The organism is Terrisporobacter vanillatitrophus (genome assembly GCF_051148895.1).
Taxonomy (GTDB): Bacteria; Bacillota; Clostridia; order Peptostreptococcales; family Peptostreptococcaceae; genus Terrisporobacter; species Terrisporobacter vanillatitrophus.
The window spans coordinates 153,938-176,360 of record NZ_CP154625.1; the positions used below are offsets into that span (position 1 = coordinate 153,938).

17 protein-coding genes and 1 other annotated feature are annotated in these 22,423 nt (G+C 29.5%); of the genes, 15 read left to right on the forward strand and 2 right to left on the reverse strand.

All coding sequences use genetic code 11. The annotated features are described in order from the left end of the window. Positions 1–33: 33 nt before the first annotated feature. A complete protein-coding gene (locus tag TVTCOM_RS00990) occupies positions 34–1,266 on the forward strand; it encodes a hypothetical protein (RefSeq protein ID WP_434797998.1) in 1,233 nt (410 codons plus the stop codon). Between the two features lie 141 nt (positions 1,267–1,407). Beyond that, positions 1,408–2,196, forward strand: coding sequence for a hypothetical protein (locus TVTCOM_RS00995; RefSeq protein WP_434797999.1), 789 nt, complete (start codon positions 1,408–1,410; stop codon positions 2,194–2,196). Positions 2,197–2,404: 208 nt separating this feature from the next. Here the strand turns inward: TVTCOM_RS00995 and TVTCOM_RS01000 are convergent, their stop codons facing one another. After that, positions 2,405–3,622: an IS256 family transposase gene (locus TVTCOM_RS01000; RefSeq protein WP_228110405.1), complete on the reverse strand. Its 1,218-nt coding sequence runs from the start codon at positions 3,620–3,622 to the stop codon at positions 2,405–2,407. Between the two features lie 103 nt (positions 3,623–3,725). Then, a complete protein-coding gene (gene murC, locus TVTCOM_RS01005) occupies positions 3,726–5,084 on the reverse strand; it encodes a UDP-N-acetylmuramate--L-alanine ligase (protein ID WP_434798000.1) in 1,359 nt (452 codons plus the stop codon). A 235-nt stretch (positions 5,085–5,319) separates the two neighbouring features. Between murC and purR the strand changes: the two genes are divergently transcribed. The 13 genes from purR (at position 5,320) to mazG (ending at position 22,343) form a co-directional block, all read left to right on the forward strand. After that, the gene (gene purR / locus TVTCOM_RS01010) at positions 5,320–6,198 is read left to right on the forward strand and encodes a pur operon repressor (RefSeq protein ID WP_434798001.1); all 879 of its coding nucleotides are present in this window, start codon (positions 5,320–5,322) and stop codon (positions 6,196–6,198) included. 164 nt (positions 6,199–6,362) lie between these two features. Then, positions 6,363–6,641, forward strand: a complete 279-nt coding sequence (gene spoVG, locus TVTCOM_RS01015) for a septation regulator SpoVG (RefSeq protein WP_018591966.1) — start codon at positions 6,363–6,365, stop codon at positions 6,639–6,641. A gap of 251 nt (positions 6,642–6,892) precedes the next feature. Further along, positions 6,893–7,144, forward strand: a binding site (T-box leader). Positions 7,145–7,384: 240 nt separating this feature from the next. Then, positions 7,385–8,608, forward strand: a complete 1,224-nt coding sequence (gene tyrS, locus TVTCOM_RS01020; protein ID WP_434799703.1) for a tyrosine--tRNA ligase — start codon at positions 7,385–7,387, stop codon at positions 8,606–8,608. Positions 8,609–8,821: 213 nt separating this feature from the next. Then, positions 8,822–10,198, forward strand: a complete 1,377-nt coding sequence (glmU, locus tag TVTCOM_RS01025) for a bifunctional UDP-N-acetylglucosamine diphosphorylase/glucosamine-1-phosphate N-acetyltransferase GlmU (RefSeq protein ID WP_434798002.1) — start codon at positions 8,822–8,824, stop codon at positions 10,196–10,198. Positions 10,199–10,259: 61 nt separating this feature from the next. Beyond that, positions 10,260–11,210 (forward strand): ribose-phosphate diphosphokinase, encoded by a 951-nt coding sequence (locus TVTCOM_RS01030; protein ID WP_434798003.1) that lies wholly within the window; start codon positions 10,260–10,262, stop codon positions 11,208–11,210. 201 nt (positions 11,211–11,411) lie between these two features. Beyond that, complete coding sequence (locus TVTCOM_RS01035; RefSeq protein ID WP_434798004.1) at positions 11,412–12,473, forward strand: type IV pilus twitching motility protein PilT; 1,062 nt, start codon at positions 11,412–11,414, stop codon at positions 12,471–12,473. Between the two features lie 306 nt (positions 12,474–12,779). Continuing rightward, positions 12,780–13,424, forward strand: coding sequence for a prepilin peptidase (locus TVTCOM_RS01040; RefSeq protein WP_434798005.1), 645 nt, complete (start codon positions 12,780–12,782; stop codon positions 13,422–13,424). Between the two features lie 12 nt (positions 13,425–13,436). Continuing rightward, positions 13,437–14,000 carry an aminoacyl-tRNA hydrolase gene (gene pth, locus TVTCOM_RS01045; protein WP_434798006.1) on the forward strand — a complete coding sequence of 188 codons (564 nt, stop codon included), beginning with the start codon at positions 13,437–13,439 and terminating at the stop codon, positions 13,998–14,000. 13 nt (positions 14,001–14,013) lie between these two features. Next, positions 14,014–17,406, forward strand: a complete 3,393-nt coding sequence (gene mfd / locus TVTCOM_RS01050) for a transcription-repair coupling factor (RefSeq protein ID WP_434798007.1) — start codon at positions 14,014–14,016, stop codon at positions 17,404–17,406. Positions 17,407–17,422: 16 nt separating this feature from the next. Beyond that, positions 17,423–18,415 carry a peptidylprolyl isomerase gene (locus TVTCOM_RS01055; protein ID WP_434798008.1) on the forward strand — a complete coding sequence of 331 codons (993 nt, stop codon included), beginning with the start codon at positions 17,423–17,425 and terminating at the stop codon, positions 18,413–18,415. Between the two features lie 107 nt (positions 18,416–18,522). Further along, on the forward strand, positions 18,523–19,062 hold the full coding sequence (locus TVTCOM_RS01060; RefSeq protein WP_434798009.1) for a stage V sporulation T C-terminal domain-containing protein: 540 nt from the start codon (positions 18,523–18,525) through the stop codon (positions 19,060–19,062). 143 nt (positions 19,063–19,205) lie between these two features. Continuing rightward, a complete protein-coding gene (locus TVTCOM_RS01065) occupies positions 19,206–20,819 on the forward strand; it encodes a putative polysaccharide biosynthesis protein (RefSeq protein WP_434798010.1) in 1,614 nt (537 codons plus the stop codon). Between the two features lie 75 nt (positions 20,820–20,894). Then, entirely contained in the window at positions 20,895–22,343 is a 1,449-nt protein-coding gene (mazG, locus tag TVTCOM_RS01070) for a nucleoside triphosphate pyrophosphohydrolase (RefSeq protein WP_434798011.1), read from the forward strand. The last annotated feature ends 80 nt before the right edge of the window (positions 22,344–22,423 follow it).

The following is a 22,423-nucleotide window of genomic DNA, read 5'->3' on the forward strand; positions in this document are numbered from 1 at the left end:
TCTTGAGAGATTATGTTAAGGGGTGAGAAACTTATGTCTACCAAAAGAAAGTTTAAAAGAGATTACATTATGCTAGAAGCTAAAGACATGAATTATAGATTAAAAGACAAGGTGTCGCCAAAGGCTTTTGCAAAAATTGAAGTCACTGATGAAAAATCAGTTATAGCTTTGTATGCTGAAAATCTAAAAAGTGTAAGTGAGGGTTATTCAGTAGTAGCAATAAGAAGTGACTACGAAACCATAGATTTAGGTAATTTTAATGTTAATAGTCAAGGAAAAGGTGAATTTAGTCTAGATATGGGAGATGAAGATATAGACATAAAAGGAATAGCAGTGATACAAGATAGATCAGTCCCGCTTATAGGCTTTAAGGGAAGTAAAATAGAAAACTTTGAAGAGATATTATTTCCTCCACAATATGAGTTTGAAGAAGTAGATGATGATGAGTATGAATACGAAGAAGTAGAATATGTTGATGTGGATGATGTTATGGACGGCGAATCTGTTGATGATGAAGATATAGATGGAGATGAAGAAGAGTATGAAGAATACGAGGAATATGAAGAAATAGAATATGTTGAAGAGGATGATAGAAGAGATAATGAGTATGAGTATGAGGAAGTTATTTATGAAGAAATTGAAGAAGATGAATACGAAGAAGTAGAGGATGAAGAAGTAGAGGATGTTCAACCTAATATACAATCAAAAGTGCAAGAAAAGAAAAATACTAAAAGTAGGGATGATGACTATATTGAAAAGAAAATAAATAAAGCAAAATCTGTTTTAGAAAAGCAATACACAAAAAATTCTTATGAAACAGTAAAAACTAAAACAGAACCAACTAAAACGGCTGGTACATTATTAATGCCAAGACAAATTAAAAAAGGTTTAAAATATTTTAGAGAAGTAAAACCTTTTGTAGCAGATTATATTGATAGCACTAGATGGTGGAAAATAGAGATTAATCCAACAACTTTATGTGGTTATACAATGCCATACTTAGGTTATGTAAATTCTTTAAACTACACTATGTACAGCGATGCTGTGATGCAGTCTTATAAATACAGACATTACTTATTTGGAGTACAATATGATGAATATAATAAGAGACAATACTATATTTATGCAGTACCAGGAAGAAAAAATGAACAACCAGATAAGGGGAGTACAGGATTTACAAGATATCAAGCATGTGATAATAGAAATAATTCCTTAGGTTACTGGTTATGTTTTGTTGATTGTAAAGCAAGACGAATAGTTAAATAAAATAAACGGTTTATATTATATAATACACATGAAATAGTAAGTGAGCTGTAAGGAAAAGATGTATTTAAAATAAATTAATCTTAAAATTAACAACAAAAAGTTATATAATAGTTATATAAAACATTTAACCGGGGGTAAGACATGGCTAGAAAAAGAAAAATAAAAAAATCAGTGTTTTTAGTCGCAGCTATTATACTATTTTTTGGTGTATATATTATATCGTTTACTCTTTTCTCTAATAAAAATGATAGTAGTAAAGATAATGCAGTGAAAATACAGGAGCCTGAAGACAATAGATCTTTACTTAAACAATTAGAAGAAAAGGATAAGATATATTTATCTGATGGTACTGTATCAGATGTTAGAGTTGATGAGGAATTATTAGAAGAGTTAAGATACTCTTTTGAGGATATTAGCAAAATAAGAAAACCAGCATCTTATGAATCTACTTATGAAGGATATTCAGATGATGGACTAAAGTTTTCAACAAATTTAGATGTAATAAGAATTTATACAGTTAATGAAGAAGAGTATTATAAAATTCCTGTATCATCTAAAGATGAATTTAAAAAAATATTAGATAAGAGTATCTACACATCTTTTGATTTTATAAAGCAATATAAAACATGGAAAGAAGTTAAGATAACTTATAAAGATACAACAAAGAATTTAAGTAAGTGGAAATATGATGATTTAGCAAATACAATGGCTGCGAAAAGAGTGGTTGGTAAAGTACAACCAGAAAAAAGTAAAGAAAGAAGTAAGTATAATTTTGTGATTGAAATTAAAGCAGATAATTATGAAGCCAAAGTTGAAGTTATGGGAGCTAACTATGTAAAAATAGAATCTAAAGGTTTAAGTTCTTATTACGAGGTGCATACAGCTTTACATGATTACATTAAGGATGAGGTTTTCCAATTGTCTAAATAACAAAAAAGTAGAAAATTTGATGAGTCAAATTTTCTACTTTTTGAGTCTGGAAACATAATTGTGTATTCTTCAAAAAAAATACAAATTAAATAGTAATAATTTAGTTATATTCAGGGGCCATGATTTTCATAATCATGGCCTTTTGTAATTAAATTTTCCATTTTTGCAAAAATAATACACCTATAAAGTAATTATTCTTACAAAAAATTTAAAGTAATGTTGCTGATATCCTATCTTCAAAATAAATACTAAGATGAGCTAGTATTTGTGACCAACCCCTAATTTTTTGAGTCCATTTTTCAGATATATCCATCGTAGCCAAGTATAAAGATTTATGTAGAGAGTCATCAGATGGAAATATTGATTTAGATTTTGTTACTTTTCTCAATAGTCTATTGTAACTCTCCATAGAATTAGTTGTATATATTAATGTTCTAATTTCTTGAGGATATTTAAAATATACTGAAAGTTCATTCCAGTTATTTCTCCAACTTCTAAATGCTATCGCATAATTATCTACCCATTTTTCTTCCATGAGCGTTAGCTCACTTAATGCATTTTCTTCAGTAGAGGCAGCATATACAAGCTTTAGATCTTTAGCGAATTCCTTCCTATGCTTATATGATACGTAATTTAAGGTGTTCCTAATTTGATGAACGACACATCTTTGAACCTCAGTATTAGGAAAAACAGCTTTAATGGCGTCTGAAAAACCATTTAAACCATCTACAGATGCAATTAAAATATCTTTAACACCTCTGTTTTTGATGTCTGTAAGTACTTTTAACCAATATTTAGATGTTTCATTTTCACCAATCCAAATACCTAAAACTTCTTTTACTCCTTCGAGATTTATACCTATCGCAATGTACGCAGCTTTATTGATTATTCTGCCTTCACTTCTTACTTTATAATGTATTGCATCCATAAAAACAATTGGATAAATAATATCGAGAGCTCTATTTTGCCATTCTTGCGCTAAAGGAAGGACTCTATCTGTGATTTTAGATACTAAAGTATGAGAAACATCTATACCGTAGATACTTTTAAGATGGCTTGCTATATCTCTAGTAGACATACCTTTTGAGTACATTCCAATTACTTGCTCTTCTATTCCAGATATATCATTTTCATAGTTTTGGATAATTTTAGGCTCAAAATCACCATTCCTGTCCCTTGGTATACTAAGTGTAACCTCACCAAAATCAGATCTAACTTTTTTATTTCTATATCCATTTCTAGAGTTTGTAGTTTCTTTATGCTTATTATCGTATCTTTCATATCCTAAGTGTTCATCAAGCTCCGCTTCTAACATCTCTTGAATTGTGCTAGAAAAAAGATCTTTTAACATATTTTGAACGTCTTTTGTTGTTTTTACATCGTATTCATTTAATAGTGATTTTAATATTTCGCTTTTATTAAACATAAAAAGTGTGCACCTTCCTTTTGTAATGATTTTTAATATCTAAATTATCACCACTTTATGGAAGAATACACACTTTATTTTAAAGACCCTACTTTTTTTGTTATTATTTACTTTCTTCAAGTAATAATTCGCCCACACGATAAACAGGACCTGCACCAGCAGTTATTAGTAAATCGTTAGGTTGCATATTAGCTTTTAGATAATCAACAATATCTTCGAATTTGCTGATATATATAGCATCCACATTGTTGTGATATAGTTTTTCAACTAAGTCTTTAGAATGAATATCTCCTGGATCATCTTCTCTAGCAGCGTAGATATCAGTTATTATAACTTTGTCTGCAGAATAGAATGCTTCTCCAAATTCATTAAAAAGAGATTTTGTTCTACTGTAAGTATGAGGTTGGAATACACACCATAAAGTAGATTTTTTTAGTTTTTTAGCAGCAGCTAAAGTTGCTTTTAATTCTGTTGGGTGATGAGCATAATCATCAACTATTAAGGTATCGTTATAAGTACCTTTAGTTTCAAATCTTCGTCCAACACCTGTGTATTTAATAATGCTATCTTTTACATTTTCTACACTTATTCCAGAAACTAAAGAAACTATTATAGCAGAAGTAGCATTGTAAATATTGTGTACACCAGGAACTGATAATTTGAAAGTACCTAAATCTTTTCCAAAGTAAGTTAAATCAAATGATCCAAATCCATTATCATTAAAATGGATATTTTTTATGATGACGTCATTTGAAGTTTCTTTACCATACTTGATTATATTAGCCTTAACGTCATGTAGTATTCCATCTGTATTAGGGCTGTCACCATTTATTACAAAGTGACCATCTTTAGGTAATAATTTTCCGAACTTGTTAAATGAAGCCTTAATTTCTTCTATTCCAGAAAAGTAATCAAGATGATCTTCCTCTATATTTAAAACGATTGCTATTTTAGGATTAAAATTTAAAAAACTATCTGTATACTCGCAAGCTTCTGTTATAAAGTTTTGAGAATTACCTATTTTTACGTTACCACCAATTGATTTTAAGTTACCGCCCACTAAGATTGTTGGGTCTAAGTTAGTCGATCCAAAAATAGTTGATAACATAGAAGTAGTTGTAGTTTTTCCATGAGTGCCTGAAACTGCTATTGAGTTTTTATACTCTCTCATTATTTGTCCTAAAAATGCAGCTCTATTTATTGTCAGTATGTTTTTGTCTTTGGCAGCCATAAGTTCTTCATTATCTGGGTGTATAGCAGCAGTGTAAACTACCATGTCTAATCCATTAACAATGTTTTCTTTTTTTTGCCCAATATAAATTTTTGCACCTTGTGCTTGAAGTTTATCTGTCATTGAAGATTTGCTCATGTCTGAGCCTGAAACTTCGTAGCCCTTATTAAGGCATATTTCAGCTAAAGCGCTCATACTTATTCCGCCTATGCCGATGAAGTGTATCTTCATAATAATAAAACCACCTTTCATTTAATTTATTTCTATGAATAAGAACAATTTTTGTGGTATAATTAAATAATGTTCAATATTTTAAGTATCATATGCATATACTAATTCATATATTATAGTTTATTTATTTTTTCATAATATATGAAACATAACTAATATTATATCATATAATAAAATCTTATGCATTATTTACTTTATACCATAAATGTTGTAATTGTAGGAGGTTACTGAAACAATGAAGTTTAAGAGAACGGAAAGAATTGGCGCTATTGTCAAGATATTATCTGACAACCCAAATAAAATTTATACATTAAGCTATTTTACAGAAACATTTAACGCTGCCAAGTCTACAATTAGTGAAGATTTATTAGTTGTAAAAAATGTATTTGAAAAATTACAATTAGGTAAAGTTATAACAATTTCTGGAGCCGCTGGTGGAGTAAAATACATACCTAAAACATCAATACAAGAAAATCAAAACTTCTTAATGGAATTGTGCGAAAAAATAAGTTCACCAGACAGAATTTTATCAGGAAGATTTCTATATTTAATAGATTTAATATATGATCCAACAGTTGTAGCTAAAATCGGAAAGATATTTGCTTCAAATATAGATTATTCGGAAGCTGATTATGTAGTTACTATGGAAACAAAAGGAATACCTATGGCCCTTATGACTGCAAAAGCTATGAATTTGCCATTAGTCATAATAAGAAAAGACATAAAGGTTTCTGAAGGACCAACATTAAGTATGACTTACATTACAGGGGATAATTCAAAAGTAGAAAGTATGAGTTTACCAAGAAAAGCTATCAAGCCAGGAAGTAAAGTTATTCTTATAGATGACTTTATGAGAGGTGGAGGAACGATAAGAGGTATGACTCAACTTATGAATGAATTTGGTGCGGAAGTAATAGGAACGGGAGTATTCATAACAACATCTACACCAGAGAATAAACTAGTTGAAGATTATATATCTTTAATAGAAATAGAGACAAGAGAAAATGAAATAGTTGTTAAGCCAAATTTAAAAACTTTTAAAGATGAATATAGAACAGAAGACGTTATGGATGACATTTTAGAAAATGTAGATGATGATGAAATTGATGAGTAATTCTAACTAATTCAAACTGTATAATTATTTTTATGGATAAAAAATAAAAAAACTCTGAAAAATTAAAGGAATTTATTAAAAAGTATAGAATTATTTACCAAACAGTTTATAATTATATTGGGTAAATTGTATTTTGTCAAAATCACAAAGGGGGATATTGAAGTATGAACATAACTGACGTAAGAGTAAGAAAAATTACTGATGAGGGGAAAATGAAATGTATAGTTTCAATAACTTTTGATAATTTATTCGTAGTACACGACATAAAAGTTATTGAAGGTCAAAATGGACTATTCATAGCTATGCCAAGTAGAAAAGTTGGAGAAGGTAACTTTAGAGATATCGCTCATCCAATAAACGCAGAAATGAGACAAGTTTTAGAGGATGCAGTTTTAAAAGCATATGAAGAAGCATTAGCTCAACTGGAAGTTGCTGCAGAATAATTAAATAAAATGGGAATATTTTTAAAATTTGTAATAAATGAACGAGTCGACTTAATCGGCTCTTTTTTTATGGAAAATATAGAATTATTAAGATAATAATGTATTATTTTTATTTTATGGTTAATAATAAAAATATCTAAATGAAAATGATACAAAATAAAAAATATTATTAGATTTGAAGAAATGTTGACAAAAACATGAAATAAAATTATGATAATATCATAAGATATAAATAAAAAGATTAGTTTTATATAAAGGCAATGATAAGAACAAGTAGTGATTAATTAAGATAAACAGAAAGTTACCGGTTGATGAGAGGTGCATATACAATTAATTATGAATACATCTTTGAGCTTCACACCGAAAGAAAAATATTGAGTAGGCTGTGACGAATTTGACGCACGTTATAGTGTCATAGTATTTATTCAGATACTAGCTGAGGTAAACAGTGTGAACTGTTTATAAATTAAGGTGGTAACGCGAGATATGCTCTCGTCCTTTTTAAGGACGGGAGCTTTTTTGATTGTAAGGAAATTATGTGTTATCTGATTTATTGATACCATATAATTTCTAACATATTAGCTTGAGCACAAGGTCGATGCCTGGGCGGTAGCAAGGGCACCTCGTTAGCCATATGAAGTGTAGCGCCCACGCAGTGGCTTAAGCGAAGCGAATTTTTTATTATAACAAATTATAAAATTGATTTTTTAAATATAATTATAAAGGAGAATAAGACTATGTCAATGACGACTTACGATGAATTAGTTGCTAGAGGATTAGTTGCTCAAGTAACAGATGAAGAAGAATTAAAAGAACTTATAAATACAGGTAAAGCAGTATTCTATATAGGATTCGATGCAACTGCAGATAGTTTACATGTAGGGCATTTCATGGCTCTATGTTTAATGAAGAGATTACAGATGGCAGGAAACAAGCCAATAGCACTTGTTGGTGGAGGAACTACAATGGTAGGGGACCCATCTGGAAGAACAGATATGAGAAAAATGATGACTCCAGAGCAAATCAATTACAACTGTGAATGTTTCAAAAAACAAATGAGTAAATTTATAGAATTTGGTGAAGATAAAGCCTTATTAGTTAATAATGCAGATTGGTTATTAGATTTAAATTATGTAGAATTATTAAGAGAAGTGGGAACTCATTTTAGTGTTAATAGAATGCTTAGTTTTGAATGTTACAAAAGCAGAATGGAAAGAGGACTTAGTTTCTTAGAGTTTAATTACATGATAATGCAAGCTTTCGATTTCTATCATTTATACGAAAAATACGGTTGTCAAATGCAGTTAGGTGGAAACGACCAATGGAGTAATATGCTTGCAGGTACAGAATTAATAAGACGTAAATTAGGAGAAAATGCTTATGCATTGACTATAACTTTACTTCTTAACTCAGAAGGAAATAAAATGGGTAAAACAGCCAATGGTGCAGTATGGCTAGATCCAAACAAAACTTCTCCATTTGAATTCTACCAATACTGGAGAAATGTTGGAGATGCTGATGTATTCAAATGTATGCGTATGTTAACATTCTTACCATTAGAAGAAATAGAAGCTATGGAAAAATGGGAAGATAATAAAATAAACCAAGCTAAAGAAGTTTTAGCATTTGAATTAACTAAATTAGTTCATGGTGAAGAAGAAGCTACAAAAGCGCAAGAAAGTGCAAGAGCTTTATTCTCAGGTACTGCACATGATAACATGCCTACAACAGAATTAAATGATACTGATTTAACTGATGGAAGTATAGATATAATATCATTATTAGTTAAAAGTGGATTAGCTCCAACTAGATCAGAAGGTAGACGTAATGTGGAGCAAGGTGGAGTAACTGTAGATGGTGAAAAAGTTGATGACTTCAAAGCTACATTTAAAAAAGATGATTTAACTGGTGATGGCATAGTTATAAAACGTGGAAAGAAAAAGTTCCAAAAAATAGTTATAAAATAATGAAATAATAAATAGCAGTAGCTACCAAATTATAGTTGCTGCTATTTTTGTGTATACTAATATAATGCAAAGAGATACAAAAACCTAGTAATTTGATAAAAAAAATGCTATATTATAAATGACAATAATACGATTGAATTATATATTATTCAACAAAATAATACACCATAATAGTAACAATTATAAAAAACTTTATTGAAATGGAGTGAAAATATGAACTTTAAAGCCATAATTCTTGCTGCTGGAAAAGGAACAAGAATGAAGTCAAAATATCCAAAGGTTGTTCATAAAGTGTGCGGAAAAGAAATGGTTAACCATATTATAGATGTATCAAAAAAATCTGGTGTGAAAGATGTAGTAGCAATACTAGGTCATGAATCAGAAGTTGTAAAAAATATACTACCAGAAGATACTATGATTGCAATGCAAACAGAGCAACTAGGAACAGGTCATGCTGTTAAAATGGCAAAAGAATATATAAATGATGAAGACACAATAGTTATTTTATGTGGAGACACACCTCTTATAAAAGAAGAAACTCTAAAAAAATTATTTAATTACCATATAGAAAATGAATATACGGTTACAGTTTTAACTACAAAAGTTGAAAATCCAACTGGATATGGAAGAGTAATAAGAGATGAAAATAAAGATTTATTAAAAATTGTTGAGCAAAAAGATGGAAATGCTGAAGAATTAGCAGTAAATGAAATTAACTCTGGAATTTACTGTTTCAAAGGTAAGATGCTAAGGGAATCTTTAGACTTACTTGATAATGACAATGCTCAAGGAGAGTATTACTTAACTGATACAATAAAAATATTAAGAGATAAAGGCTTTAAGGTTGGAGCATTCAATGGCTCTACAATTGAAGAATTAATGGGTGTAAACTCTAGATTAGAATTATCTAAAGCAGAAACTCTTATGAGAAAAAGAATAAATGAATTTCACTTATTAAATGGAGTTACTATAATAGATTCAGCATCTACTTATATAGAAACAGATGTAGAAATAGAACAAGATACAATAGTATATCCAGGGGTTATGCTTCATGGTAAAACTAAAATAGGTAACGAATGTATTATAGGAATGAATACTTCAATAACAAACTCAACTATAGGAAATAACACAGAGATTAAAAACTCTACAATTATAGATTCTACTGTAGGAGAAAATACTACAGTTGGTCCTTATGCTTATTTAAGACCAAAAAGTAACATAGGAAACCATGTGAAAATAGGTGATTTCGTAGAAGTTAAAAATGCAACTATAGAAGATAACTCAAAAGCATCACATCTTTCATACATAGGAGATGCCCATGTAGGTAAAGATGTTAACATAGGATGTGGTGTGGTATTTGTAAATTACGATGGAAAAAATAAATTCAAATCAATAGTAAAAGATGGAGCATTTATAGGTTCTAACTCAAACCTAGTTGCACCAGTTACAGTTGAAGAAAAAGGATATATTGCAACAGGATCTACCATAACTGACGATGTACCTGAAGGGGCTTTAGCTATTGCTAGACAAAGACAGGTTGTAAAAGAAGGTTGGGTAGCCAAAAAAGAAAAAAGAGATGAGAATAAATAGCTAATTATTATTTTAGGAAAAACACCTAATAATATTTATATAATTTTCAGGAGGATAAGTAATGAATACTAGCGGAAGCGAGATTAAAATTATTGCAGGTAATTCAAACAAGGAGTTAGCTGAAAAAATCGCAGAATATATAGGAGTAAAGGTTGCTGATTGCCAAGTAACAACATTTAGCGATGGAGAAATAAGCGTAAATATCAATGAAACAGTTAGAGGTTGCGACGTATTCGTAGTTCAATCTACTAACAACCCAGTTAACAATAACTTAATGGAGTTATTAATAATGATAGATGCATTAAAGAGAGCATCTGCAGGAAGAATCACAGCAGTTATACCATACTACGGATATGCAAGACAAGACAGAAAAGCTAAGGCAAGAGATCCAATCACAGCTAAATTAGTGGCAAACTTAATAACAGCAGCAGGAGCAGATAGAGTTTTAACTATGGACTTACATGCTTCTCAAATACAAGGATACTTCGATATCCCACTAGATCATTTATTAGGAGGAAGCTTATTAGCTAACTACTTTAATGGGAAAAATATAGAAGATTTAGTTGTAGTTTCGCCAGACTTAGGAAGTGTTACTAGATCTAGAAAATTTGCTAATCAATTAGAGGGAGAAGTTCCACTAGCAATAATAGACAAAAGAAGACCTAAGGCTAATGTTTGTGAAGTAATGAATCTTATAGGAGATGTGAAAGGTAAAAATGTTATCATGTTAGATGATATGATAGATACAGCTGGAACTATAACAAATGCAGCTAATGCACTTAAAGAGTTCGGAGCTAAAGACATATATGCTTGCTGTACACATGCAGTTTTATCTGGACCAGCAATAGAAAGAATTGGAGACTCTGCAATTAGTGAGTTAATAGTTCTTGATACTATAAGACTTCCTAAAGAAAAAGAGCTTGATAAAATAAAAGTATTAACAGTAGCAGAAATGTTTGGAGAAGCTATTAAGAAAATATTCTCTAATGAGTCTGTAAGTGTTTTATTCTAATTAGCAATTTACATGTAAGAGATATTAATCTATAGATTAATATCTCTTTTTTTCTAATTTAAGGCATTACAATATATTGAAAGTGAGTATTAAATTACATGGTTCTGGTAATGAATTTAACTATAAGACTAGTCATGATATTAACTTATAGGAGATATGGTGAAATAACATGATGATCTAAATAATTACAAGGAGCATATTATGAATATATTTGATATATTAAGAGCAGCAATAGAACTTGAAGCATCAGATATACATATTACAGTAGGTAGTGTGCCAATAGCTAGAATAAAAGGGAGATTTACGAAATTAACAGAAAAAATATTAACAAAGCATGATACAGAAGAGATGACAAAGGGAATTGCCGGAGATAAAAATTTCAGAAAAATTGAAGAATATGGTGAATGCGATTTTTCTGTTGTTATAGAAAGTGGAGAAAGATTTAGGGTAAATGGGTACAAGCAAAAAGGAAATTATGCTATTGCAATAAGAATTATTACTTCTCAGATTCCGTCCTTTGAAAGCCTAGGACTACCTGAAATTCTTAAAACTTTTACAGAAAAGCATAAAGGCCTGGTATTAGTTACAGGACCAACAGGAAGCGGTAAAAGTACAACTCTTGCAAGTCTTATAGACATAATAAATAAAAATCAACAAAAGCATATTATAACTTTGGAAGATCCTATAGAATATATTCACCATCATAAGAAAAGCTTAGTAAATCAAAGGGAAATAGGACAAGATACTAAAAGTTTTAATTCTGCTCTAAGAGCAATACTTCGTCAAGATCCCGATGTTATTCTTGTAGGGGAAATGAGAGACTCAGAAACTATTTCTATAGCATTAACAGCAGCGGAGACAGGTCATTTAGTATTTTCTACTCTTCATACAGTTGGAGCAGCTAAAACTATAGATAGAATAGTAGATATGTTTCCGTCAGAGCAACAACATCAGGTTAGGATACAATTATCTACTGTGTGTGAAGGAGTTATTTCTCAACAGTTATTGCAGACTATGGATGGAAGAGAGAGAGTAGTGGCATTAGAGGTTATGGTGTCAAATCCAGCTATAAGAAATTTAATAAGAGAAAATAAAACTTATCAAATTCAAAATATTATACAAACAGGAAGCAAGTATGGAATGCAAACTATGGATCAAGAACTAGTCAATTTATATAGACAAGGAAGTATATCAAGACATAGCGTACTTAGTAGATGCACAGATTATGAATATACTAGTAGATTAGTTGAAGATAGATACTAGACATTTGAAACATGATTTCTAAATTTATAAAATAAGGCTAAGAATAATAGACTTAATTTATATATTATATTGCAATAATTGGTATGTGATTTAATATTTTAATAAATTACATAAATATTATAAGTTAGTATTTGAAATGAATGCCTACTCATTTAATACAATTAGATTAAACTGTATAAATTTAATGATAAAAAACTATAATATTAAATACATCTAGAATAAAAGGAGAAATATTAAATAAAGTAGTATTTAATATTTATAAATATTGGGGAAATAAAACCATACTATTATTAAAAAAATAAAACTATGATATATTTAACAATAGTAATAATTTTTATGATTTTATCTTATATTTTAGAAAAAGTAATCTATAGATTAGATAATTGCATGGATAAAAATCTAACCAACAAAATATTAATATTTTTACCAAACATGATAATACCTATTTTAATATATACTAAGTATGAGTTAAGCATACAAGCTATAAGTTATATGTCATTAATTCCATTTTTAACGATGATTTCAATAATTGATTTTAGAACAACTTATGTATATGATATAACAATACTTAGTGGTATAATTATGCAGAGTGTTATTTTTTTATTGAATAAACAGCTAAGTGAAGGTTCAATGAGTCATATAAAAGGATTATTTTTAGGTATTATACTATCGTATATTTTGGCAAAAGCAACAAAATCACTGGGAGATGGTGATATAGGTTTTTATGGACTTTGTGCTTTTGCACTTGGCCAAGAATATAGCTTATATATGATATTTTTATCATTTATGTTGGCTAGTATTTATGGAGGGTATATACTTTTTAGAAAGAGAAAATCTATAAAATCATCAATTCCTTTTACACCATTTATATCTTTAGCAACAATTTTAATAATATTAACACAAAAAGATATAATTAATTTATATTTTGACATTCTAAGCAGAAATCTATAAAGGAGGATAAAAATGTATATAATAGTAGGTCTGGGGAATCCAGGTAAACAATATGAGAATACAAGACATAACGTAGGATTTAATGTAATAGATATTTTAGCAGATGAATATGGTATAAGTGTAACTAAAATGAAGCATAAAGCTTTAATAGGAGAAGGAAGAGTGGGTACCCAGAAGGTTGTCCTTGTAAAACCTGTAACTTATATGAATCTTAGTGGAGAATCTTTAGCTGACATTTATAATTTTTACAAAGTAGATACGAGTAACATTGTAGTGATATACGATGATATAGATTTGGATGTTGGAAAAATAAGAATAAGGAAAAAGGGCAGCGGAGGGACTCATAATGGAATGAAATCTATTGTGAAGTGTTTAGGAACAACAGATTTTCCAAGAGTTAGAGTTGGAGTTTCTAAGCCAGAGCCAGGTAGAGATTTAGCAAGTTTTGTTCTTTCTAGATTTAGTAAGGAAGAAGAAGGAGATTTAAAGGATGGTCTAGAAAAAGCTATTAAAGCTATAGATTGTATTATTAGAGAAGACATAGATTTGTCAATGAATAAATTTAATGGAAAGTAATTAGGAGGCTATCATGAAGGATGTATTATTATATCCTTTGCAGAATTTAAATGAATATAAGGAAATTATAAGTTATATTGAGGAAAGTGATGGTGCAGCCTTAGTTAATGGTTTATTACCTATGCAAAAGTCCCATATAGCTTATTCCATATTTAAAGAATTAAAAAAACAAATCCTTTTTATTGCCAATAGTGATTTAGAAGCAAAAAAAGTTTATGAGGATTTAGAAGGCTATATTAAAGGAAAGGTAGAATATTTATCAAGTCAAGATATTTACTTTTATCATTTAGATGCAAAGGACAGAAGAGAAGAAGCAAAAAAATTAAAAACACTTCTTAAATTAGCAAAAGGAGAAAAGGTTATTACCGTAACTTCTGCTGAAGCTATTTTAAGAAAATATATACCAAAGAAAGTACTAATAGACAATATAATTACTTATAAAGTTGGAGATATTGTTGATATAGAAAAATTAACTAATACCCTTGTTAATTTGGGATATGAAAGAGTTTCTAAAATTGAGGGATTCGGTCAATTTAGTATAAGAGGTGGAATAATAGATATTTTTTCTTTAGAGTACACTAACCCTATTCGTATGGAATTATTTGACGATGAAGTAGATTCTATACGAACTTTTGATGTGTTCTCACAAATGTCTATAGAAAAAATAAAAAAGGTTGTAATAACGCCATCGAGAGAGTTTATATATCCTGAAAAATTGGATAAAATAGTAAAAAATATAAAAAAAGAAGTTAATGACAATACAGATGAAGATGCGATTTCCAATATTGATAAAATATCAAATAGAACTTACTTTGAAGGAATAGAAAACTATATTGATTATATTTACCCTCAGGATAATAAAAGTATTTTCACTTATTTAAATGAAGATGCAGTGATTTTTACACAAGATATTACAAGGCTTAAGGAAAAGTGTGAAAACTACTTTAATGAGTTTAAAGAGAATTACAAATTAAATCTGGAAAGAGGACTAGCGATAAAAAATCAAGGTAAGCTAATTTATACTTATAATGATTTAAGTTATCTTATAGAAAATAGATCCATTCTCCTAAATACATTATTAACAAGGCAAATAAATGAATTTAATATAAAGAGAATTATTAATTTTAATTCTAGAGAAATACCAGCTTATAATGGGAAATTGGAGCTTTTAGCAGAAGACTTAAACAGATTAAAATATAATGGAAATAAAGTTGTATTAGTTACAAGCACTTTAGAAAGAGCTAAGAAGTTAAGTAAGGACTTGATTGAGTTAAATGTGGAAGCCATAGTATCTAAGAGTAGAGATGTGGAAATTAAATCTTCACAAATAATTATTTGCCCGGGAAATATACGTACAGGTTTTGAATATAAATCAATTAAATTTGTAGTAATTACTGATAATGAAATAATAGGAGTTCAAAAAAGAACTTCAACAAAGAAAAAAAATAATAAAAATAAAAATGGGAAAAAGATTGACTCTTTTCTAGATTTGAATATAGGAGACTACGTTGTTCATGAAAATAGTGGTATCGGTAGATATACTGGAATAGAACAAGTTTTAGTAAATGGAATAAAAAAAGATTATATAAAAATAATTTATCAAGGCGGAGATAATCTTTATGTACCTATTGATCAAATGGATAAGGTACAAAAATATATTGGTGCTGATATTGAAAGAGTCAAATTAAATAAATTAGGAACTAGTGAGTGGACTAGGGCAAAAGCTAAGGTTAAAAGAGAAATAGAGGACATGACTAAAGACCTTATTGAGCTTTATGCAAAAAGAGAAAAGGTTAAAGGATTTAAATTCTCAAAAGATACTCTTTGGCAAAACGAATTTGAGGATTTATTCCCTCACGAGGAGACAGAAGATCAATTAAAAGCTATAAAAGAAACTAAAAAAGATATGGAATCTTCAAAAGTAATGGATAGATTAGTTTGTGGAGATGTTGGGTATGGAAAGACAGAAGTAGCGATTAGAGCTATTTTTAAGGCTTGTATGGATAATAAGCAAGTTGCCGTATTAGTACCTACTACTATTCTTGCTCAGCAGCACTACAATACCTTCAAAGAAAGGTTTGAAAATTACCCAATCAGAGTAGAAGTTTTAAGTAGATTTAAAACACCGAAACAACAAAAGCAAATTATAGAAGACGCAAAAAAAGGTTTGATTGATATATTAATAGGAACTCACAGAATCGTTTCAAAAGATATAAATCTACCTAAACTAGGATTAGTAGTTATAGATGAAGAACAAAGATTTGGTGTTAAACATAAAGAATCCTTAAAAGAAATAAAAAACACTGTAGACGTATTGACTTTATCAGCAACACCTATACCAAGAACTCTTCATATGTCACTTAGTGGAATTAGAGATATGAGTGTTATAGAAGATCCACCACAAGAGAGACATCCAGTTATAACTTATGTTACAGAGTCTAAGGAAAGCATCATACAAGACGAAGTGGAAAGAGAAGTAGCTAGGGGTGGACAAGTATTTTTTGTATATAACAGAGTTGAAGGAATTGAAAGAATGGCTGCAAAAGTACAAGAATTAGTTCCAGATGCTAGAGTTGCCGTAGCGCATGGTAGAATGACTCCAAAAGTACTGGAAAATATTATAATTGATTTCTTGAATAAGGAATATGACGTTTTAGTTTGTACAACAATAGTTGAAACAGGAATGGATATTTCTAACGCAAATACTATGATAATTTACGATGCAGACAAAATGGGTCTAGCGCAGTTATATCAGTTACGTGGTAGAGTTGGAAGAAGTTCCAGACAAGGATATGCTTATTTAATGTATGAAAAGGATAAAGTCTTAAGTGAAGTAGCAGAAAAAAGATTAAAAGCTATTAAAGAGTTCACAGAATTTGGTTCAGGATTTAAAATAGCTATGAGAGACTTGGAGATTAGAGGTGCAGGAAATATACTAGGTTCTCAACAACATGGTCATATGGCTGTTATAGGATATGACTTGTACGTTAAAATGCTAAATGATGCCATAAGAAAGGTTAAAGGAGAACTTATAGTTGAAGAAGTGGAAGTTGAAATTGATTTAAGTGTTAATGCATATATTCCGGATTATTATATTGATGATGAATTAATAAAGCTAGAAATGTATAAGAAAATTGCATGTATAGAAAATAAAGATGATTTAGTAGAAGTTCAATATGAATTGGAAGATAGATTTTCTGATATTCCTAAGCCGGTGGAAACATTATTAAACATTGCTTATATAAAATCTATGTGCAAAAAACTTAAAATAGAAAAAATAAGACAAAATAAAGATGAAATAATTTTAAGTCCTTTAACTAGATATAAAACGAAAGAAACAATAGGATATAAAATAGTTAAGGAGTTAGAAGAACTATTAGAAAAAATGTTAAAATTAAATAATTAATTTGGAGAGGTGTTTTATGAAAAAAATATTTACTTTTATCCTATGCTTAATGATGACAGTATCATTAATAGGATGTAGCGCAGGCAAAAAAGCAGTGGCAACAGTAAATGGACAAGACATAACCTTAGAGAATTATCAAAAACTATTATCATTAAATAAATCATCAATGGAATCTTATTATGGAAGTGACGTTTGGTCTAAGGAAATGGAAGATGGAAAAACTTATAAAGATACATTAAAAGAAATGGTACTTCAAACTATGATAGGTTCTGAAGTTATTTATCAAGAATCAGAAAAGCAAAAAGTCTTGCCTACAGATAAACAAATACAAGAACAAATAGATAGTTTCAATGAAAGTATAAAGAATGATAGCGACTACAAAGCAGAACTTGAAAAAATGGCAATAAATGAAGAGTTTCTTAAGTTTCAATTTTCAAGAGACTTAGCTAATAGTAACTTACAAGAAAAATTTGAAAAAGATACAAAGATATCAGAAACTGATATGAAAAAATACTATGAAGATAATAAAAAAAGTTTCTACACTGAGACTGTAACAGCTTCTCATATATTATTAAAAACTCAAGATGACGAAGGAAAAGAATTATCAGCTGAGAAAAAGAAAGAAGCTAAGAAAAAGGCAGAAGAGGCTCTTGCCAAAGTTAAATCAGGAGAAGACTTTGCAAAGGTAGCTAAAGAATATTCTCAGGACTCATCAGCATCAAAAGGTGGAGAATTGGGAACCTTTGGTAGAGGTCAAATGGTAACTGAATTTGAAAATGCAGCTTTTGACATGAAAAAAGGAGAAATATCTAATATAGTAGAAACTCAATATGGTTATCATATAATAAAAGTTACAGGTAGAGTAGACAAACAAGAAACTTATGACGATGTAAAAGGTAAAATTAAGACGACATTGGCAAGTGAAAAATATACTGAATATGTTGAAAAACTAAAAAAGGATTCCAAGATAGAGCAAAAAGAAGATATTGTAAAATCTGCTAAATTTTAATATAATAAGCTATGTCCAATTAAGGATATAGCTTTTTTTGTATATTTTTCTTATCAATGGTAAAAATATATACATATAAAGACAGTAATGGAGGGATTAATTAATAAATGAGAGCTACAGGAATAGTTAGAAGAATAGACGACCTAGGAAGAGTTGTTATTCCTAAAGAGATTAGAAAAACTCTTAGAATAAGAGAAGGAGATCCTCTAGAAATATTTACAGCTAAAGACGGAGAAGTAATCCTTAAAAAATACTCTCCAATAGGAGAATTAAATGAATTCTCACAAGAATATGCTGAAACCTTAGGAGAAATACTAGGACAAGGTGTCGTAGTAACAGATTTAGATTCTATAATAGCTGTATCAAAATTACCTAAAAAAGATTATAAAGAAAAAAGTATAAGTAATGAATTAGAACAATTAATTGAAAATAGAGTAGTTAAACATGCTAATGATAATAAAATGATACCATTATACAAAGATGATGCTACTCCATATAGCGGTCAAATTATTATGCCGATTATAAGCGATTCAGGAGACTGTATAGGTTCAATTTCAGTAGTTACAAGATATAATGAAATTTTTTCTGAAGACATAGAAAAGATTCTTAAAATTGCAACTAGCTTTTTAGGAAAGCAAGTACAATAAATACTAAAGGCCCTTATATTAAGGGCCTTTAATATTTATAAAAAATTTGTTTTCTAAATAATTAAAAAATCTTAAATTATTGAATATACTTATAAAGATATGATATATTAAAGTTTGTTATAGAAATAATATGGAGGTAAGTTATGAACAATAACGCACATAAAGAATCATTTTTAAAAGGTGCACTTATACTTGGAATGGCAGGTATAATTGTTAAGATAATGGGAGCATTTTTTAGAATCCCTCTTGGAAACATAATCGGTTCAACGGGATTAGGATATTATCAGGCTGTATATCCAGTGTACACTTTATTCTTAACATTAGCTACGGCAGGGTTTCCGACTGCACTAGCAAAACTAGTTTCAGAGCAAAGAGCCGTAGGTGATTTTGGTGGAGCAAATAAAACCTTTAGAATATCATATACAGTTTTATTTATTACTGGATTGATATCATTTTCATTTTTCTTCTTTGGTGCAGATTTTATATCTAAAGTACTTTTGAAAAATAGCGGATCATACGCAGCATTAATTGCTATTTCTCCTGCATTACTATTTGTTCCTTTGATGTCTTCTTATAGAGGATATTTCCAAGGAAGAAGAGAAATGTCTAAAATAGCTATTTCTCAAATAATTGAACAATTTTTTAGAGTTATACTAGGGTTATTCTTAGGATATATACTTATGAAAAATTATGGTCCACAAATGGGAGCTGCTGGTGGAGTACTAGGAGCTGCAATAGGTGGATTTGCATCTGCTGTATTTTTAATTTACATATATTTGAGAAGTAGTAAATCTAGAAAAGTTGAGATTGCTCAAAGTAAACATATAAAGCTTGAAAGTACAGGTACTATATTAAAAAGGTTACTATATGTTGCCATACCTATAAGTATTGGTGCATGTGTAATGCCTTTAGTAAATATGGTAGATAGTGTAATAGTAGTGAGAAGACTTACAGAAACAGGATTTAATATAGAACAAGCCAATTCTCTACTTGGTCAATTATCAGGAATGGCAATATCAACTGTAAACTTACTTGTAGTTATAGATCAAGCTATAGGTATGAGTTTGGTACCGGCTATTTCAGAAGCTTATGCATTAAAGCAAATGAAGCGAGTAAGAAAAGAAGCTAAGACAGGACTAAAGACCATATTATTACTTACTTTACCAGCTACATTTGGATTTGCAGCTCTTGCAGGTCCGATAATGAAACTACTATATCCTGCTGAACCAGCATCTCTTGGAACTATGTTATTAGTAGTGTCTCCTTGTGCGGTATTCTTAGGTTTAATATATGCGCAAAATGGAATACTACAGGGGATGGGAAAACCTATGATGCCAGTTATAGCCCTAGCCATAGGTATGGTATTTAAAGTAGTAATAAGTTATGTATTAACAGGTATACCATCAATAAATATAATAGGTTCTGGAATAGGTACTTTATCAGCATATGCAGTAGCATCTATAATAGAGCTTATATATATAAAGAAACATCTGAAATTAAGATTATCACCGAAAGAGTTTGTTATAAAGCCACTGATAACTGTTATAACAATGTATGTAGTTGTTAAACTGTCATATGGATTTATGGTAGGTTTCTTAGGAAATGCATTATCAACTCTAGTTTCAATAGCTATCGGTGGGCTTGTTTATGGTTTAGTTTTACTAGGAATAGGTGGAATTAGAAAAGATGAAATTTTAACTATTCCAAAAGGTGAAAAAATTTACTCAGTTTTAAGAAAACTTAGACTTATGAAATAGAAAATAATATATAAATGAATGATAAGATTATATTAAAGTATATAATCTTACCATCCGTATATAGGAGATAATAAAATGGGAAAAATATCTATTGTAGGACTAGGACCTGGAGATTATTCCTTAATTAGTCAAGGTGCATTAGAAGCCATAAGTTCTAGTTCTAATGTTTATTTAAGAACTAAGAAACATCCGACGGTAGAACAGCTACAAGAAAAAATTCAATATACTGCTCTAGATTATTTTTACGAAAAAGAAGACAATTTTGAGGAAGTATATGGACAAATCGCAAAATTTATAGTAGAAAAAGGGAAAAATGAAGATTTAGTGTATGCGGTTCCAGGTCATCCTCGCGTTGCAGAGAAGACTGTAGGCATTATAGAAGACTTATGTATAGCAAACAATCTAGAACTGGATATAATACCGTCTATGAGCTTTGTAGATGCTATGTATAATTATCTAGGAGTAGACCCGGCAGAAGGATTTAAATTATTAGATGCTTTTGAGCTAGAAGATTCTTATATAGACATAAATACAAATACTATAATAACGCAAATATATGATTCCTTTATTGCATCAAATGTTAAATTGAAATTAATGGAACATTATGATGATGAACAAGAAGTTTGTATAGTAAATGGTGCAGGAATAAAAGATTTAGAAAATAAAACATATGTAAAACTATATGAACTTGATAGGAAACCTGAACTTTTTAGTTATTTAACGAGTTTATATATACCAAAAAGTGATAAAAAGTTATATAATACAGTTCATGACCTACAAAATATAATGAAAAAGCTTAGAGGACCATCAGGTTGTGAATGGGATGCAAAACAAACTCATGAGTCTTTAAAAAAATATTTAATAGAAGAAGCCTATGAAGTGGTACAAGCTGTTGACAACGATGATATTGATGAGTTAATTGAAGAGTTGGGAGATGTACTTTTACAAGTTATATTTCATTGTCAAATAGGAGAAGAAGAAGGATTCTTTAACTTAGGTGACGTATCAAGTAGCATTTGTAACAAATTAATACATAGGCATCCACATGTTTTTGAAAATGTTGATATAGATATGAATAAATTTGATAAAACATGGGAAGAACTGAAAAAGAAGGAAAAAGGTGAGACCAGTGTAACTGAGGGCTTACAAAGGATTCCTCAATTTTTGCCGGCTCTAACTAAAGCAGAAAAAATACAACATAAGGCTGCCCTAGTAGGATTTGACTGGGATAATATTGGCGATGTTTGTAAAAAAATTGAAGAAGAATACAAAGAACTACTTGACGAATGTAAATCAAGGAATATAAAATACATAAAGGAAGAGTTAGGCGATTTATTATTTTCAATAGTAAATTTAGCTAGATTTTTACAAGTTGATCCAGAAGAAGCATTAAACTTAACTAGTAAGAAATTTATAAAAAGATTTAAATTTATAGAAGATAATGCTAAAGCAATGAATAAGACATTGGAAGAAATGACATTAGAAGAGATGGATAAACTATGGGAAAAGGCTAAATTTCAATAAATAATAGAAGGAAATTTCATAAATATATAGAACTTACAAGAAAAGAGTTTTATATTAACACATTTTAGGAGGTAAAAATA

Bases quoted from the DNA above. Each gene is read 5' to 3' on its own strand.
- mfd (WP_434798007.1), top strand. From the start codon at position 14,014: ATGAAGGATGTATTATTATATCCTTTGCAGAATTTAAATGAATATAAG.
- TVTCOM_RS01040 (WP_434798005.1), top strand. From the start codon at position 12,780: ATGATATATTTAACAATAGTAATAATTTTTATGATTTTATCTTATATT.
- tyrS (WP_434799703.1), top strand. From the start codon at position 7,385: ATGACGACTTACGATGAATTAGTTGCTAGAGGATTAGTTGCTCAAGTA.
- TVTCOM_RS01065 (WP_434798010.1), top strand. From the start codon at position 19,206: ATGAACAATAACGCACATAAAGAATCATTTTTAAAAGGTGCACTTATA.
- TVTCOM_RS00990 (WP_434797998.1), top strand. From the start codon at position 34: ATGTCTACCAAAAGAAAGTTTAAAAGAGATTACATTATGCTAGAAGCT.
- glmU (WP_434798002.1), top strand. From the start codon at position 8,822: ATGAACTTTAAAGCCATAATTCTTGCTGCTGGAAAAGGAACAAGAATG.
- spoVG (WP_018591966.1), top strand. From the start codon at position 6,363: ATGAACATAACTGACGTAAGAGTAAGAAAAATTACTGATGAGGGGAAA.
- TVTCOM_RS00995 (WP_434797999.1), top strand. From the start codon at position 1,408: ATGGCTAGAAAAAGAAAAATAAAAAAATCAGTGTTTTTAGTCGCAGCT.
- TVTCOM_RS01030 (WP_434798003.1), top strand. From the start codon at position 10,260: ATGAATACTAGCGGAAGCGAGATTAAAATTATTGCAGGTAATTCAAAC.
- purR (WP_434798001.1), top strand. From the start codon at position 5,320: ATGAAGTTTAAGAGAACGGAAAGAATTGGCGCTATTGTCAAGATATTA.
- TVTCOM_RS01000 (WP_228110405.1), bottom strand. From the start codon at position 3,622: ATGTTTAATAAAAGCGAAATATTAAAATCACTATTAAATGAATACGAT.
- TVTCOM_RS01055 (WP_434798008.1), top strand. From the start codon at position 17,423: ATGAAAAAAATATTTACTTTTATCCTATGCTTAATGATGACAGTATCA.
- pth (WP_434798006.1), top strand. From the start codon at position 13,437: ATGTATATAATAGTAGGTCTGGGGAATCCAGGTAAACAATATGAGAAT.
- TVTCOM_RS01035 (WP_434798004.1), top strand. From the start codon at position 11,412: ATGAATATATTTGATATATTAAGAGCAGCAATAGAACTTGAAGCATCA.
- mazG (WP_434798011.1), top strand. From the start codon at position 20,895: ATGGGAAAAATATCTATTGTAGGACTAGGACCTGGAGATTATTCCTTA.
- murC (WP_434798000.1), bottom strand. From the start codon at position 5,084: ATGAAGATACACTTCATCGGCATAGGCGGAATAAGTATGAGCGCTTTA.
- TVTCOM_RS01060 (WP_434798009.1), top strand. From the start codon at position 18,523: ATGAGAGCTACAGGAATAGTTAGAAGAATAGACGACCTAGGAAGAGTT.